The organism is Desulfobotulus mexicanus, assembly GCF_006175995.1.
GTDB lineage: Bacteria > Desulfobacterota > Desulfobacteria > Desulfobacterales > ASO4-4 > Desulfobotulus > Desulfobotulus mexicanus.
Genome location: NZ_VDMB01000021.1, coordinates 30,031 through 46,370 on the forward strand (window position 1 = coordinate 30,031; position 16,340 = coordinate 46,370).

General features: G+C 49.5%; 14 protein-coding genes. 5 read left to right on the plus strand and 9 right to left on the minus strand.

Features of this window, described 5'->3' with window-relative positions:
* Nucleotides 1-80: 80 nt before the first annotated feature.
* From FIM25_RS13495 to FIM25_RS13520, 6 genes are read right to left on the minus strand one after another with little or no spacing between them, the layout of a single operon-like run.
* Complete coding sequence (locus FIM25_RS13495) at nucleotides 81-491, minus strand: response regulator (protein WP_139450285.1); 411 nt, start codon at nucleotides 489-491, stop codon at nucleotides 81-83.
* A 10-nt stretch (nucleotides 492-501) separates the two neighbouring features.
* Nucleotides 502-1,320: a response regulator gene (locus tag FIM25_RS13500; RefSeq protein ID WP_179953374.1), complete on the minus strand. Its 819-nt coding sequence runs from the start codon at nucleotides 1,318-1,320 to the stop codon at nucleotides 502-504.
* Nucleotides 1,313-2,149, minus strand: coding sequence for an HDOD domain-containing protein (locus FIM25_RS13505; RefSeq protein ID WP_179953375.1), 837 nt, complete (start codon nucleotides 2,147-2,149; stop codon nucleotides 1,313-1,315). The genes FIM25_RS13500 and FIM25_RS13505 overlap by 8 nt, the downstream gene beginning before the upstream one ends.
* Before the next feature lie 34 nt (nucleotides 2,150-2,183).
* Nucleotides 2,184-3,536, minus strand: coding sequence for a response regulator c-di-GMP phosphodiesterase, NosR family (gene nosR / locus FIM25_RS13510; protein WP_139450291.1), 1,353 nt, complete (start codon nucleotides 3,534-3,536; stop codon nucleotides 2,184-2,186).
* Nucleotides 3,533-4,783, minus strand: coding sequence for a sensor histidine kinase (locus tag FIM25_RS13515; protein ID WP_139450293.1), 1,251 nt, complete (start codon nucleotides 4,781-4,783; stop codon nucleotides 3,533-3,535). The genes nosR and FIM25_RS13515 overlap by 4 nt, the downstream gene beginning before the upstream one ends.
* 34 nt (nucleotides 4,784-4,817) lie before the next feature.
* On the minus strand, nucleotides 4,818-6,065 hold the full coding sequence (locus FIM25_RS13520; RefSeq protein ID WP_179953376.1) for an ATP-binding protein: 1,248 nt from the start codon (nucleotides 6,063-6,065) through the stop codon (nucleotides 4,818-4,820).
* Nucleotides 6,066-6,204: 139 nt separating this feature from the next.
* On the opposite strand from FIM25_RS13520, the gene FIM25_RS17140 reads away from it, so the two are divergent.
* Nucleotides 6,205-6,378: a hypothetical protein gene (locus FIM25_RS17140; protein WP_179953377.1), complete on the plus strand. Its 174-nt coding sequence runs from the start codon at nucleotides 6,205-6,207 to the stop codon at nucleotides 6,376-6,378.
* A complete protein-coding gene (locus FIM25_RS13525; RefSeq protein WP_139450296.1) occupies nucleotides 6,311-7,354 on the plus strand; it encodes an Rpn family recombination-promoting nuclease/putative transposase in 1,044 nt (347 codons plus the stop codon). Before FIM25_RS17140 ends, FIM25_RS13525 begins: the two co-directional genes overlap by 68 nt.
* A gap of 224 nt (nucleotides 7,355-7,578) precedes the next feature.
* Here FIM25_RS13525 and polA read toward each other — a convergent pair whose 3' ends face one another.
* A complete protein-coding gene (polA, locus tag FIM25_RS13530) occupies nucleotides 7,579-10,266 on the minus strand; it encodes a DNA polymerase I (protein ID WP_139450298.1) in 2,688 nt (895 codons plus the stop codon).
* Nucleotides 10,267-10,374: 108 nt separating this feature from the next.
* Here polA and FIM25_RS13535 point away from each other — a divergent pair, with 108 nt between their 5' ends.
* Together FIM25_RS13535 and FIM25_RS13540 are read left to right on the plus strand one after the other, a co-directional pair.
* Nucleotides 10,375-10,800 carry a CoA-binding protein gene (locus FIM25_RS13535; protein WP_139450300.1) on the plus strand — a complete coding sequence of 142 codons (426 nt, stop codon included), beginning with the start codon at nucleotides 10,375-10,377 and terminating at the stop codon, nucleotides 10,798-10,800.
* Complete coding sequence (locus FIM25_RS13540; RefSeq protein ID WP_139450302.1) at nucleotides 10,781-11,023, plus strand: hypothetical protein; 243 nt, start codon at nucleotides 10,781-10,783, stop codon at nucleotides 11,021-11,023. Before FIM25_RS13535 ends, FIM25_RS13540 begins: the two co-directional genes overlap by 20 nt.
* Nucleotides 11,024-11,035: 12 nt before the next feature.
* Here the strand turns inward: FIM25_RS13540 and FIM25_RS13545 are convergent, their stop codons facing one another.
* Nucleotides 11,036-12,541 (minus strand): RNA-guided endonuclease TnpB family protein, encoded by a 1,506-nt coding sequence (locus tag FIM25_RS13545; RefSeq protein WP_139450304.1) that lies wholly within the window; start codon nucleotides 12,539-12,541, stop codon nucleotides 11,036-11,038.
* A complete protein-coding gene (gene tnpA, locus FIM25_RS13550; RefSeq protein WP_139450306.1) occupies nucleotides 12,538-12,930 on the minus strand; it encodes an IS200/IS605 family transposase in 393 nt (130 codons plus the stop codon). Before tnpA ends, FIM25_RS13545 begins: the two co-directional genes overlap by 4 nt.
* A gap of 463 nt (nucleotides 12,931-13,393) precedes the next feature.
* Here tnpA and glnE point away from each other — a divergent pair, with 463 nt between their 5' ends.
* On the plus strand, nucleotides 13,394-16,288 hold the full coding sequence (gene glnE, locus FIM25_RS13555) for a bifunctional [glutamate--ammonia ligase]-adenylyl-L-tyrosine phosphorylase/[glutamate--ammonia-ligase] adenylyltransferase (protein ID WP_179953379.1): 2,895 nt from the start codon (nucleotides 13,394-13,396) through the stop codon (nucleotides 16,286-16,288).
* The last annotated feature ends 52 nt before the right edge of the window (nucleotides 16,289-16,340 follow it).

Here is a 16,340-nt window from a genome sequence, read left to right on the forward strand (position 1 = left end):
ACATCCATTCCAAGACTCCGGTTCGTAGGGGCACCCCTTACGGGTGCCCGCAGGAAAGGCATGCTCCTTCACAGAAGGTTTTACGCCTGATCCTGTTCACCCGAAAGTCCCAGTTCATCCATGAGCTGGAAGAGTTTCTGTCTCTGTATGGGCTTGGTGAGATATCCCTCGCACTGGGATTTAAAGGCCCGCATGATGTTATCCTTATCATCCAGTGCCGTGGTCATGATGACCTTGACACCGGAAAGACCATAAATTCCTTCTTCATCTTCCATTTTCCGGATTTCCTGTAAGGCCGTCTGCCCGTCCATTTCCGGCATCATGATATCCAGGGTGATGAGATCATAGGGTTTGTTTTCCAGAAGAGCCTTTTCAAAGGCCTCCAGTGCTTCCCTGCCATTTTCCACCAGATCACAAATGCCAAGGGATTTCAGGTTTTTTTCCATAACCATCCGGCTGATGGGGTCGTCTTCAACAATAAGAATGCGCATAAAAAGCTCCTTATTCCCCTGAGGCCGGAGGGCTGAAGACCAGCACGGCACCGGCGCCCTGAAAGCGGCCTGTCAGGGGGGTGATGGTGAGGGATATCTGCTCCGGCAGGACTTGAAGTCTTAGGGTTTCATTTTTTTCCATTACCAGATGAATGGCTTTAAGAACTTCCTCTTCAAAAAAGTCCGAGGCTTCCGCACCGGGACCGAAGCCGGATTTCTTACTGAAAACATCCATGGCGCTCTGGTTTGCTACGGCCACTAGGCCTTCACTGCTGACACCCAGTACGGGAAAGGGCAGGGTTTCCAGTACGGCCCGGGACAGTTCCAGGGCATGATTTTGCATTTTAAGTTCACGGGTGCGTTCTTTGACAGCTTTTTCAAGACTTTCATTGCTGTTTTTTAAGGCTTCGTTCTGCTCAAGAATGGTATGCTGCAGCCTGCGGTTGGTTTCGGCCAGGGCATACTGATCCAGAGCCTGACGGATTTCAAGCCGCAGATTCTGATCATTCCATGGCTTGAGAATAAATTTGTAGATGTGCCCTCTGTTGATGGCTTCGGTGATGCTGTCGATGTCCGTGTATCCGGAAAGAATGATGCGGATGATGTTCGGCCATTTTTTCCGGACCCTTGAAAAAAGATCTGTACCGTCCATACCGGGCATGCGTTGATCGCTGATCATGACATGGACTTTTTCCCTTTGCAGGATTTCCAGGGCTTCTTCTGCGCTGGCAGCGGTGAGGATCTGGTATGCTTCCCGGCGCAGCAGACGTTTGAGGGCCTGAAGAATACCGGTTTCATCATCTACGCAGAGAATGCATGCATCATCCATGGGAGCCTCCCAGGAAAAGATGGCAGGCTTCCATACCCTTTTCATGCAGGGGGGGAAACCAGATATGCGGATTTTTTAAAATACTCTTCATTTTCTTAATGGCCAGAGGATGCAGCATGCCGGCTGGTATTTCGTTGCGAACCAGATCTCTCTGATTTTCCAGCATGTTTGCCGTGTGCACCAGCAGCGAAAGGGGAGGAATATTGTTTTCTGGCAGTCGGTGGTGCTGGGCAATGGCCTGTTTCAGGGCAGGTGGAAGCTGCCACTTCAATGCCATGGCTGCTCCCATGTCTGCATGGGAAAAATCTGAAATGACCGATGCTTCCATGAGAAAAAAAGGTTTTCCGGTTTCTTTGCTTTTTTCTTCAAGACTTATAAAAACCTCCGGCATGCAGCGGGCCAGCACAATCAGGCCTATGTCGTGGAGAAGTCCCGCTACGAAGGCATCATCGGGCCTGCATAGTTTTGTTTTCATTGCCAGATATTCACAGAAAACCGCCGTGCGGATGGAATGGGGCCAGAGCCAGTCGCCTGGCATTTTTTTTGATGGTCCCAGAATATCCAGTATGGAAAGGGAAAGGGTAAGGCGGTGCAGGGTATCAAAACCCAAAAGGGAAACGGCATCCGGAATATTCCCTACGGTGGAGCGTAGCCCGAAAAATGCTGAATTGACAAGTTTTAAAATACGTGTGACCAGCGAGATGTCCTTTTCAATGATCCGGCTGAGATCCTGGGTACGGGTATCAGGATTCTGAAGCATGGCATTGACGGTGAGGATGACTCTGGGCAGGGACGGCAGTTTTTCTGCTGCACTCAGAATTTCTTTCAAGGGTGACTCTGGGGCTTTATTGCACATGATGACCTCAGGCTGGCAGAATCTGTATGGGTTCCTGTATGGCTTCATTTGTGTGTACCTGATTCAGGCGTTGAAGAATCTCTTTTGTTATAACAGTATTGTATGGCAGAAGAAAGCGTCCCTGAACCGTGTACAGGGGGCGGGCCAGCTTCATGCCGGGCTCCATCTGTTCCAGTATCAGGCTTTTTTCCCGCTTTACACCGAGGCCCTGACTTTTGAGAAGATCCAGTAAGGCCTTCACCACATCGGGGTCATGGCGGGAAAAGGCATCCTGTTTGATTTTGGCTGCCGCAGCCTGACGTTTTAGGGTCTGACTCTTGATGTGATCCATGGTGCTGTCTTCCTGGCGGGAGAGCTGGCGGACCGCTTCTGTGGATAATTCAGGAATATGAATATATCTGTCATAGGCGTCCGCCACGGAAAGGATGCGGGCACCCATGGGAATTTCCTGCTCGGAAAGGCCGTTGGGAAAACCCTGGCCGTCGTAGTGTTCATGGTGGCAGCGAATCAGAATACCCACATGGTCGAGACGGGGGATGAGCTGAAGCAGGCTTTGGCCTTCTGCCGGGTGTTTTCTGTAACGTTGAAACTCTTCCTTGCTCATCTGCTGGGGGTTACCCTTGATAATTCCCGGTGTACCACCCACCTTGCCGATATCATGCAGGAGTCCCGCCACTTCTATGTGCAGTATTTCTTCGGCATCCAGTTCCATATGCCGGGCAAGGGTTGCTGCCATTTCACTGACCCTGCGGCCATGGCCTGCAAGCTCAGGAGCACTCATGTCCACAAGTGAGGCCAGCAGCCGGACCGTGCTGTAGAAACTGTCTTCCAGCATCTGATTGACGCGGGAAAGGCTTTCGTTCTGTTTCTGGATGTCTGCGGTTCTCTGCTGAATTTTTGCTTCCAGCTCCTGATTCTGGCGGGAGAGCATGACCTGAAGTCTTTTATTTTCCAGAATCAGCTCATATTGCTGCAGGGTTTCCGTGACGGCCTGAATCAGGGTTTCGTCTTCCCAGGGTTTGGAAAAAAAACGGTGAATCCCTCCCATATTGATGGCCCGGGCAAGGGCTTCCAGATCCGAGTATCCTGTTAGCAGAATGCGGGAGGCGTAGGGATATATTTTACGGCTTTTTTCCAGAAAGGTGGCCCCGTCCATTTCTGGCATGCGCTGATCCGAAAGGATAAGGGAAAAGGCGTGTTTGCTTTCCCCTAGAAGACGAAGGGCTTCCGGGCCTCCGGATGCCGTGTGCAGGGTGCAGGGCAGCCTGCGGAGGGTTCGGGTAAGGGCTTTCAGTATGGAAGGTTCGTCGTCCACAAGAAGAACATGGTGGGTGTATTTTAAAACGTTTTCTGTGCTCATGGTCCATCCTGTGATTTCTGAGGGCTGCTCTGACTGTTTTTCTGTATTTTTACGCCGTCTGCAGGCAGATGAATACGGAAGGTGCTGCCTTTATTCGGCTCACTGTTAACTTCGATATGCCCGCCATGCTGCTGGATCAGGGTATAGGCCACATGCAGACCCAGTCCTGTTCCTTTGCCCGCCGGCTTTGTGGTGAAAAAGGGGTCGAATATTTTTGGCAGGATTTCAGGTGCAATACCGTGTCCTGTATCCCGTATCTGGATTACAATATGATGGTCATCGCTTCTGAAGCTCTGGATATGAAGCTCTCCTTTTTCGTCCAGGGCCTGCATGCCATTGATGCAGATGTTGAAAAGTGCCTGCGTGAGCTGGCCGGGATAACAGGAAAGCAGAGGCAGCTCTGCCAGATCTTTTTTTACGGGCAGGGGTTTTCCGAATTTTTTTTCAGCAAGGGCAAGGCTTTCGCTGAGGCACTGGCGGACGTCCGTAAGCTGGGGTGTCTGGCTGCCCGGATGGGTGAAGATGCGCATGTCTTCCACAATTTTTTTAATGCGTTCTATTCCTTCTCCGGATTCACCCACAAGGGCTGTGAGATCTTCAAGGATATAGGCAATCTCTGCGCTGGCTTCAAGGGCGTGCATTCTCTGAAGAATATGTTCTGTTTTTGTGTCTTTGACTTCAATCTCCTTTGCGAGGCCCTGATATTCTGTAAAAAAGGTCTGCACTTCTTTTGTGTATTTTCCGAGGGTCCGGATGTTGCTGGCAAGAAAACTTAAGGGGTTGTTGATTTCGTGGGCCATACCCGCAGCCAGATGCCCAAGGGATGCCATTTTTTCCGTGTTCATGAGCTGGCGCAGGGTTTTTTCATGGCGGTCTTCCATGGACAGATGCCGAAGGCCCACCCGGATACGGGCCATGAGCTCGTCGGGATTTACTGGTTTGGCAATATAGTCATCGGCTCCGGCTTCAAAGCCGGAAAGAAGATCCTCTGTGGCATCCCTTGCCGTGAGAAGAATGATATATACATAGGATGTGGAAGGGGTTTCACGTACCCTGCGGCAGAGCCTGAGACCATCGAGGCGGGGCATCATCCAGTCTGTCAGAAGAATACGGGCTTCCTTTTTTTGGAGAATATCCCAGGCTTCTTCACCGTCTGCTGCCAGATGGACCCTGTGTCCGGCCCTTATCAGGATTTTTTCAAGAAGTTTTGCGGAAACAGGATGATCTTCGGCAACAATGATATCCATGGAGAAATCCTCTTTGTTATTAAGGATGGTTCGTTCATGGTTCTCTTAAGGGAATACGTATGCTGAAGGTGCTGCCTTTGCCCGGTGTGCTGCGGACGTTAATGTCGCCGCCGAGCTGATGCATGATATTGTATGAGATGTTGAGGCCAAGACCTGTTCCCTTTCCCACGGGTTTGGTGGTGAAAAAGGGGTCGAAAATTTTAGGGAGAATGTCTTCGGGAATGCCTTCTCCGGAATCTGTTATATCCACAACAATGAAGGAATTATCAATGAATGTAGCCAGGGTTATGGTTCCCTGTTTTTCAATGGCCTGGGCCGCATTGATTAAAATATTCATGAAAACCTGACTGAGTTTCTGCGGAACCGAAAGAATCTGGGGGATGGGCTGAAATTCTCTGATAATTTCTGCTTTATATTTAACCTCGTTTCGTACAATATTCAGTGTGGACTCCAGGCATTGGTGGATGTCCGTTAATTCTGTATCTATTTTCCCTGTGTGGGAAAAATCCTTTAAGTCAGACACAATGCGGGCTACCCGTTCTATGCCTTCTAAAGATTCAGTAATGACGGCCTGATGGTCTTCACGGATAAAATCCAGATCAATCCGGGCACGGATTTTTTTTATTTTTTCTCTGGTTGCAGTAGAGTCTTTTTTATTCTCAATATCTTTTTCCAGCCTGTCAAAGGCATCAAAAAGTTCAAAAATATCTTCAAAATAATCGCGTACGGTGCCAAGGTTGCTTTTGACAAAACCGACGGGATTGTTGATTTCATGGGCAACGCCTGCGGCCAGTTGTCCCAGCGAAGCCATTTTCTCCGACTGTATGAGCTGGGACTGGGTTTGCCTTAAATTTTTCAGGGTGTTCTGCAGATCCATGGTATTTTTTTCAACCATACGCTCAAGGTTGTGGCTGTACTCTATGAGCTGTTTTTCCTTTTGGATCTGGTCACTGATATCCCTAATATAATAAATATCAACGGGGGTATTTTCAAGGGGACGTATGCAGTGTGCCACCTCCACGGGAGTACCGTATTCGGACTCCGGGAGAAGCAGCAGCCCCCGGCCTTCATTGCCCATGAGCAGAATTTCTTTTATGGTCTGGCTCTGATTGCCAACTTTTGCATCATGCTGGCAGAGTGTTTTCATATGACTGTTCATGTAAAGAATTTCCCCGGTTATTTCGGGGCTGTCCTGCACAAGAACAATGCCTATGGCAGCTCTGGCAGCCGTTTCTGCTAAAATACGGGCGGTTTCTGAGTGAAAAAAATGAGGGGAATTCATAATGTCCCGGAGATTTTGTTTGATAAAAACACTGTTTTTTATACCATAGCGAAGCTGAGGGCCTTTGTCCATTGCCTTGTTTTACAGGCGGCCTTTTTCAGGAAAAAATAACAGCCTCTTTTGTCTGAAAGGAGTTTTTATGGGGTCCATGGATGAGCAGATACTGCGTACCACCAAGGAAATGGTGGTAAAATTCATAGAGGTGGGCCGGGTTTCGCCCACCACCTTTGAGGATATTTTTAAAAATGTGTACAGGACCGTGTGTGAGGCTGTGGAGGAAAATTCCCTGCCAAAGGAAAAGAAGGAAGGTTAGTTCAGGGGAGGCCTTCCTCTTCCATGTTTTTTTCAAGAAGATTTTAGATGTAGAGGGCCATGCAGAGGAACTGGTACGCTCATCCCTGCCACCTGCCATACTTGAGGGACTAGATCTGAGTACCCTGAAGGAGGAAAAGGGTTCCTTTTTGGGTGAGGAATTATCAGAGTATTTTTCTGATCTCCTTTACACCTGCCAGTTTAAAGGTGCGCTGATCCGTATCGCCCTTTTGTTTGAGCATAAAAGCTATGTGGATCATGATCTTCCTTTTCAGATTCATTTATACACGGGTGGTTTCTGGGAACGCTGCCGTAAGCAGAAGATAGAACGAACCCCCATAATTCCCATAGTGATTTATCATGGAGAAAGAAAATGGCAGCCCGGTCTTCTCAGTGACTGCTTTAAAGAGCTGCCCTCTATGATAAAGCCCTTCATTCCGGATTCAGAGTACATTTTTGTGGATCTTTCAAACTGGTCAGATGAAGAGATCAATAATAAGCTCTTTGCCATGGTTTCCATGAAGTTCTGTATGCTCATTTTAAAGAACATTTTTGATCCTGATAAGCTGAAAGACAATATAAAGGAATATTTTGAGCTGGCATCTTCATTATTTGAAGATGAAGAAGGTCTGAAGATAATCAAAAATGCCATCGAGTACATTTTTAAAGCCACAGATCTTCAGCCTGAATATGTGGCTGAGACCATAGGTACTGTAAGCCTGAAAGGAAAGGAGCTTGCCATGACTACAGCGGAAAGATTGATGAATGAGGGCCGTAATCAAGGCGAAGAAATTGGTGTGCTTAAGGGCATGTACAACGAGAAGTATCAGACCATCATGGAGCTTCGGGATTTCAAAATGAAGCCCGAGGAGATAGCCAAGATTACAAGGCTTACCCCCGAAAAAGTTAAGGAAGTCCTTGCTGCCGGTGACAAGGGTCTGGATCTGCTCATAGGCAATAATGCCACCAAGCATTAGTCCTTGTTGTGCACCTGAAGGCTCTCCATCTTCTCTGCTGTGGTTGCTGTACTGGCAGCCATGGCAGGGGGTAGGGGGGTATTGTTCTTTGCCCTGCTCTGTTCAAGTTCTTTGGTTTCAGCCCTCCTGTTGCAGTCCTTCAGATTCATCCTTCAGTTCAAGCTCTACGGATTCACGCTATACTGTCCCATATTTTTCCCTGTTATGTCCCTTGATATATTCTTTCAGTGGGCCTCGGACCAGTTGTTTCCAAAGGCAAGGTTGACAAGGAGAGGCACCTTGAGGGCAGCCACATTTTCCATGATCTGCCTGACCATTCCTGCGGTTTTTTCCTTTTCCTCTTCCGGCACTTCAAAAACCAGTTCGTCATGTACGGTCAGCAGCATCTGGGTCTGCATGGAGTTTTCCTTTAAAGCCGCATCCATCTGAATCATGGCCATTTTGATGAGATCTGCGGCAGAACCCTGTATGGGTGTATTCACGGCAATTCGTTCGGCCATCTGCCTCAGGTTGTGGTTGGGGCTGTTTATGTCGGGCAGGGGGCGGATACGGCCAAAAAGGGTGGTGGTGAAGCCCTTTTCCCTGGCTTCTTCCACGGTTTTTTCCATAAAGGCCTTTACGCCAGCATAGCGTGCGAAATAGTGGGTGATATAGGTTTTGGCCATTTTCTGGCTTATGCCCAGTTCTCCTGCCAGCTTGTAAGGGCCCATGCCATACATAATGCCGAAGTTGATGGTTTTTGCCTGACGCCGTAGTTCTTCTGTCATGAATTCCGGGAAAACCTGAAAAATCTCCGCAGCGGTTCTTGTGTGAATGTCTTCGTTTTCTTTAAAGGATTCCATGAGAATCCTGTCTTCGGAATAATGGGCCAGAAGGCGCAGCTCAATCTGCGAATAATCCGCAGCCATCATGCTCCATCCTTCATGGGGGATGAAAACCTTACGGATTTCCCGGCCTTCCTCCGTGCGGATTGGAATGTTCTGCAGATTGGGGTTGGAGCTTGAAAGACGGCCCGTGGCAGTTACTCCCTGATTGAAGCTGGTATGGATTCTGCCGCTTGCAGGGTGTGCCAGTTCCTGCAGGGCATCGGCATAGGTGTTTTTAAGCTTGGTAAGGGTTCTGTGCCGCAGCACCTTTGCCGGAAGGGGATGTTTGTCCGCAAGGCTTTCCAGCACGGAAACATCCGTGGAATAGCCCGTCTTCTTTTTGGTCTTTTTCTGTACGGGCAGCCCTAGAACCTCAAAGAGAATATGGCCCATCTGCTGGGGAGAATTGATATTGAACTCCGAGCCTGCCAGTTCATGGATTTCTACGGTGATGGAAGAAAGCTCCTTTTCCATGGATGCCGAAAGGTTGCGGAGCTTTTCCCGGTCAACGGCAATGCCCCTTTCTTCCATGCGCATGAGAACCGGAACAAGGGGCATTTCAAGGGTTTCAAATAGGGTTGTGAGCTTTTTTTCTTCCAGCTCAGGTTGAAGTTTTTTCCAGAGGGCAAGGGTGATATCCGCATCCTCACAGGCATAGGGCAGGGCTTTTTCCAAGGATGCATGTTCAAAACCCATCCCTTTTTTAGGCACCACATCTTTATATTGAATGGTTCTGTGGCCCAGCATGTCCATGGCCAGTGCATCCAGACTGTGGCTGCTGCGGGTGGGATCAATGAGATAGCTTGTAATGAGGGTGTCTTTTAAGGGGCCTTCAAGGCTGATTCCCTGACGGGAGAGCACTGTCCAGTCGTATTTGAGATTCTGGGCAACTTTGATGATATCCGGATCAGAAAAAAGGCCTTCAAGTTCTTCTCTGATCTCTTTAAGGGAAAGCTGGGCAGGGAAGTCTTCACCCAGATGCCCCAGTGGAATATAAACCCCCTGATCCTCTTTCCAGCTGAAAGAGATACCCACAAGACCTGCGGACAGGGCATCAAGACCTGTTGTTTCCGTATCAAAGGCCATGATGCCTGCTTTTTTTATGGCTTCTGCGGCAATTTTTAAATCTTTTATGCTGAAGATGGCCTGATAATCCTTCACGACTTCTGATTTTTCCGGGGCAGTGCTGCCTTCTGCGCTAAAGCTTTCCTGAAGCTGACGGAAATCAAGCTCCCGGAAAAGGGATACCAGTAAGGCATTGTCGCTATCTTTTTTTCGCCACTCTTCGGGTTTGAATTCTATGGGCGCATGGCAGTCTATGGCCGCCAGCTTCCGGCTTAAAAAGGCCTTTTCCCTGTTGTTTGCGAGGTTTTCCACCACCTTTTTTTTGCCCATTAAAGGAAGGGCCTCATAGATTTTTTCAAGGCTTCCGTATTCTTTTATCAGGGCTGTGGCGGTTTTGGGTCCGATGCCGGGTACACCGGGAATATTGTCGGAGCTGTCTCCGGTCAGGGCCATCATATCCACGATTCCCCTTGCATCAAAACCGAATTTTTCCTTTAAAAGCGCCACATCGCTCCAGACATCCTTCATGGGGTCAAAGATTCTCGTGTTTTCATCCACAAGCTGCAGAAAATCCTTGTCCCCTGTCACCAGCACCACATGGAATCCTGCATTTTTTGCCTGTAGTGCAAGCGTGCCCGCAAGGTCATCGGCTTCCCATCCTTCCATGCGGAGAATGGGAAGGCCAAGGGCTTTGGTGATGGTATGGATGCGGTCAATCTGGCATACAAGGTCTTCCGGCATGGGGGGTCGGTTGGCCTTGTATTCCGGGTATATTTCATGGCGGAAGGTGGGGCCTTTGGCATCAAAGAGCACGCCGGCATATTCGGGGCTATAGCTTTCCATGAGTTTTATGATGGTTCGGGTGAAACCGAAGGTGGCATTGGTGGGTTCACCTTTAGAGCTGGAAAGGTTGCGTATGGCGTGATAGCTTCGGTAAATATAGGCGGAACCGTCTATGAGATAAAGGGTGGGTGCTGTCATGGCCCTGCTTCCTTGGAATAAGTTGGTGTTTACCCGTAAAGGGGAATACACAATAAAATAAAGATCTGTACCATGGGCTTTTTTAAAGGACAAGAAAAGGAGAGAACCATGAGTAAAGGACGCATACTGAAAGAGGATGTGGATATTCAATCGGCTCTTAAGGATGCAAAGATCATTGCTGTTTTAGGTATGAGCCCTAAGCCTGAGCGGGATTCCAACAAGGTGGGCCGCTATATGATGGCTGCCGGTTATGATCTGATTCCCGTGAATCCGGCAAAGGGAGAAATCCTTGGTCTGGTTGTGCAGGAAAAGATAGAAGATCTGGCACCGGGTTCCGTGGATATTCTGGATGTGTTCAGGAAGTCAGAGGATGTGGCAGGCCATGTGGATGCGGCCATATCCTTAAAGCCAAAGCTTGTCTGGATGCAGCTGGGTGTGGAGAACATGGAGGCTGCGGAAAGGCTTATGGCGGCTGGCATTGACGTGATTATGGATAAATGCATCAAGGTGGAACATGCAAGACTTGTTGTCTGAGAATAAAAGGGCAGGGGGAACGGGATACAGGGAGCGGCGGAAAAAATCCCGTATGGAGCCATGCCACTGGTGCCGTAATACGGCTCCCTTTGTCTGGCAGTGCCGCTGCGGTCTGAGGATATGTCAGACCTGTATGGATGAGAATTTCTGGGGGCTGTCCTGCAACGGTATTACCTGGGTCTGTCCGGATTGCGGAGAGCAGAACGGCTTTGGGAATCACTGAACCTCCCCATGGCTAAAGCCAGGGGGTTCTGACAGCAAGGGCTGCATCTCTTCGTGGCTCTCGCCTTACGGCTACAGCATCCACGACCTCGATACATTCCGATCTGTCTTTGACGGACGAACAGCTCTGTCTCCGGATACCGAAGCTCGAAGGCACAGACCTCCGACTTGCTGTTTCTGTTACCCTTGACATCGCCCGTCGCAGCAGCGGTTCCGCAGCCGACCAGTCTTTATTCGCCTGATGGATGCCAAGGGTGTTGTTGCTACAATGTTTTGCCAGAAAAGCCGAAAATAGATCCCTTTGAGCCGTTACACCACAACTGCAAATATGATGACGCTGGCTGAGGGATTTTTTCTTGATAGTGCCGCAGATACAGGTTTGGGAAAGGCGGGTTGTCCGGGTATTTATCAGCTCAACACCACCGCCAGCATTTGCAGCTTTGCGGGTTATTTCAGTGATAAACATTCCTGGGCCACGCACTGAAACACTGCGCCCATAGTTTTTCTGGAAGGATTTATAGGATAATTGTTCCGTCTTTACATTTTTGCCAAGGCTTAGAATTTTGTTGCAAAGCTCTCCATGCTGTTTTTTTCTGGTTGCAGCAAGTTTTCTTTGACATTCAGCAATCTGTTTTTGGCGTTTTTTGTATCGGTTTGAGCGGTGCCATTTCCGTGATCCTTTTTTTATCGTACCATCCTCATTGTAGTTATCGGGATTGCTTGCCCTGCGGCTTCTGTCCTGGGCTCGCTGTTTGCGTCTGATTTCTTTCCATGGCTGGACGACTTCATCACAAAATTGAGTGAGAACGGCATTTTTTGTGCCGACAATGGCAATGGTTGAAGGGCCAATATCCAGACCGCATATATCCTCTGAAAGCTCATTTTTTCTCTTTTGATGGGGTTTTCCCTCAAGGACAAGCTGAACAAACCAGCAGATTTTACCTTTGATGGTCCGTTTTATAAGACGCAGATATTTAACCCGGCATGAAAGGGCATGAGCCTCGACACCATGTTTATCCTTCAGATCAAACCTTGAAGCTATATCAAGACCGTTCCAGAGAACACGCCCCTTCCTCCATCGAATACCCGAAGCATTGCTTTTGCCTTCAATGGAGGTGAACCAACCGTATCTTTTGAAACGGGGTCTTCCCCGTCCACCAAAGGCATATTCTTTTACGGCATTAAACGCTCTTGAGGCTGTCTTCTGGATTGTGAATGCATCAAGGTGATCCCCAAGCCAGCAGGCTTTACAGGTTTTTGCTGCAAAGGCATGAATGCTGTATTCTTTAAAATCAAACCTGTTATTGCACTCATTGAATAGGGCAGTTCTTTCTTTACTTTTGGGAGTTTTGCGTGCAGCTCGAAACATCTTTGATTCACGCATGAGATCCAGCCTGCGCAAAGACTCACGCAAGCAGGCGTTGTACAGGTTCCTTCCCGCATCCAGACGCACATCAAGCACTGCCTCGTCATGGGGTGTTGTTATCAGCGGTATCTCATGTATGAAGGTTTCAGTCATCGGTTCTTCTGTTCCTCGATGTACTGTTTTATTATGGAAAGAGGCGCACCTCCTACCGTTGCCACAAAATAACTGTTTGTCCAGAGAGTTGGCAGGCGTGACTTTATAGTTGAAAATTCCTTGCGTAGTATCCTTGATGAATAGCCTTTAAGCTGCTTTACCAACCTGTGAATGCCATATTGGGGATCAACTTCTATCAGCAGATGCACATGATCCGGCATAATTTTCAGTTCAATGACCTCAGATTGACGCTCAGAAGCAACTTGATTTATAAGATCTTTGAGCCGTTCAGCAACGGCTCCTGTCAATACTTGTCTTCTATATTTTGAACACCATATTACATGGTATTTACAGGAGTATACGACATTGTTATTGTTTTTATATTTCATACCTGATTTATATATCAAGAAGCTGTATATTTCAATACAAATCAATTCAAAACCGTCGCCTTATATCCCCATGGCTAAAGCCAGGGGCTTTACGGCGACTTTCGGTAAAGAACTGCTTGTCATGGAAGAAGGGCTGGTTTAAAAAAATGAATGATTTCTGGTTGCCGTGGGTGTGAGTATTCTTTTTGAAAGAACTCAGGCGGGGGCTGAAAAATCGAAGACATGAGGCTTTTTGCTTATCATGATAAATTGCGGATTATGTTGTTAACCGTGAAAAAATTGAAATCGATCAAAGCGAAAAGCAGTTGCCTTATCTCCTTGACGATACAACATATTAATCATTGGAATAATTTAAAAAATACAGCTAACAAAACGGATGGGCAGCAAAATTGTGATTGAAAAAGGCCAGGTCGTGAAGCTCGTCAAAGACAAGAAAAGCATCATCCAGCGAGAAAGAATCTGTATGACAGAAGAAATGAAAACCCCAGTTCCTCTGGTATCCGAGGAGCTTCTGGACCTTCTGGCACAACGCCATCCGGACACCCTTGCCCTGCTTGATGCAGCTTCCGGCTCCCTTCCCGATGGGCTTGGGGATGACCTGCGCCGGGTGGCAGCCATGAGTGATTTTTTTGCAAGGGGCCTGCTCCGGGATGCGGATACCCTTGCAGAACTCATGGACAGCAACCTGACTGCGCCCCCGGCTCCGGCCAGAGAGAGAATCTCTGCAGCACTCCGGACCGTGGATTCGGAAAGCCTTCTGTCCTTAAGTTTAAGAAAAATCCGCCACCTTTCCATGATGGGCATCTGCTTCAGGGATCTATCCGGCAGGGCTTCCTTAGCAGAAACCATGGCATCCCTTTCCGAACTGGCTGAAGCCGTGGTGGACGAAGCCGCGAACTATCTCCATACAAAAATGGCCGCCATCCATGGGGAACCCCTGGGAGAGGATTCCGGCAAAACCCAGCGTCTTGTGGTGCTGGCCATGGGCAAGCTTGGGGCCGGTGAGCTTAATTTTTCTTCCGACATCGATCTGATCTATGCCTACCCTCAACCGGGAGAAACCAGTGGCCCTGAGATCATAACCAATGAAACCTTTTTTATCCGTCTTGCCCGTAAGCTGACGGCGGTTTTCAGCGGCAACACCGGAGGTCCCCTTTTCCGGGTTGACTTAAGGCTGAGACCCTTTGGCGAAAACGGTCCCATGGTCATGCATTTTGATGCCATGGAATTTTACTACCAGACCCAGGGCCGGGAATGGGAACGCTATGCCCTTATCAAATGCCGCCCCATCTCCGGCAATAAGGATGACGGAAGAGAACTTCTGGAAAGCCTGAAGCCCTTTGTCTTCCGCAGATATCTGGATTTCGGCGTATTTGACAGCCTGAGGGAAATGAAGCAGTCCATCATGCTTGAAATCCGCAGAAAAGGGATGGAAAGCAACATCAAAACCGGCTCCGGTGGTATCCGGGAGGTGGAATTCTTCGGTCAGGCCTTTCAGCTGCTCAGGGGTGGGGTGGTGCCGGGTCTTCAGCAAAGGGGAATTCTGAAAATCCTGAAAACCCTTGTACGCTTCCGCTTCATTCCTCAGGAAACAAGGGATAATCTTACGGAAGCCTATGTCTTTCTGCGCCATACGGAGCACCGCATTCAGGCCTGGGAAGACCGGCAGACCCATCAGCTGCCCAAGGAAGACGTGGCCCGAAAAGCACTGGCTGCAGCCATGGGCTTTGAAAACTGGAACAGCTTTATGGCCGATCTGGATGAGCAGCGCCAGCGGGTACATGACCACTTCCGGAAACTCCTTACCGTTGAGGACGAAGGTAAAGAATCCGTACGACCCATGGTGGCCCTGTGGACCCAGCGTCATATGGAGCCGGACAGGGCAGAAGGCCTTCTTGCCCAGGCCGGTTACAGGGACCCGTCCGCCGCCTTCCGCATGCTGGGGTATTTCCGTGACAGCCTTCCGGCTCAGGCCATGAGCAGTCAGGGCAAACGGCGGCTGGACACCCTTATGCCCCTTCTGCTGGAATCCTGTGGCAGGGGTGAAAATCCGGCACAATCCCTTGGCCGCATTCTTGATCTGCTGAGGGCCATTCAGCGACGCAGCACCTATTTCGCCCTTTTTCTGGAATATCCTTCCGCTCTGGATCATCTGGTACGCCTTGCCAATGCCAGCCCGTGGATCATGGATTTTCTTTCTCAGCACCCGGTGCTGCTGGATGAACTTCTGGACCCCCGAACCCTTTACCGTCCACCGGAGCGCGGGGAGATGGAGGAAGATCTCCGTCGTCGGCTGGAAGAGCTGGACCCGGAAGATCTTGAAATCCGACTGGAAAACCTCTGCGTGTTCAAACAGTCCGGACTTCTGCGGGTGGCTGCTGCGGACGTTACGGGGGAATTTCCCCTGATGAAGGTCAGCGACCGCCTTACGGAAATTGCCGAGTGCGTGGTGAACGAGATTGTGAATTTTTCCCACAGGGATCTGGTCCGACGCCATGGCAGGCCGCTGGACAGTCAGGAAAAACCCATGGAAGGCTGGGGTTTTGCCGTCATTGCCTATGGCAAGCTCGGCGGGCTTGAGCTTGGCTATGGTTCGGATCTGGATCTGGTTTTTCTCCATGATGATACGGAAGGCATGACCGAAGGCGGAGAAAAGCCCCTGCTTTCATCCCAGTTTTTCACCCGCCTCGGCCAGAGGGTTATCCATTGTCTCAAGGCCCACACCCGTGCAGGAACCCTGTACGAAACCGACCTGCGCCTGAGGCCCGACGGCAATACCGGGATTCTTGTGGTGCCCGTTGCCGCCTTTGCAGATTATCAGCGTCGTCAGGCCTGGACCTGGGAGCATCAGGCCCTTGTCCGTGCCCGGCCTGTCTGCGGCAATCACCGTATGGCAGAACGATTTGAAGCCACCCGCCGTGAAGTGCTCTGCCTGAAAAGGGAGAGTGGGCCCCTTCGGACAGAAATTGTGAATATGCGGGAAAAACTGCGCAGCGCCCATGCCAGACCGGAGCCGGGTATTTTTGATCTCAAGCAGGACCCCGGCGGTATCATGGACATCGAGTTTCTGGTTCAGTATATGGTTCTGGCCCATGCCCACGATACTCCGGCCATCACACGCTGGACGGACAACATCCGCATTCTGGAAACCCTTTCGGAAACCGGGGTCATGCGGCAGGAAGAGGCCACCTTTCTACGCAGCGCCTATCTGCTTTTCCGGGTGGCCGTGCACCGGAAAAATCTTCAGAATCAGCCTTCCCGTGTACCGGAATTCCGGTTTGAAAAACTCAGGGAAGGGGTTCGACATATCTGGCAGCGCTACATGGGAACAGATCATTCTGCTCCGGGAAAAAATTGACACAGCCTGTCCAGCAGTTTATATTTCAAGATATAAACTTCAAGCAATGGAG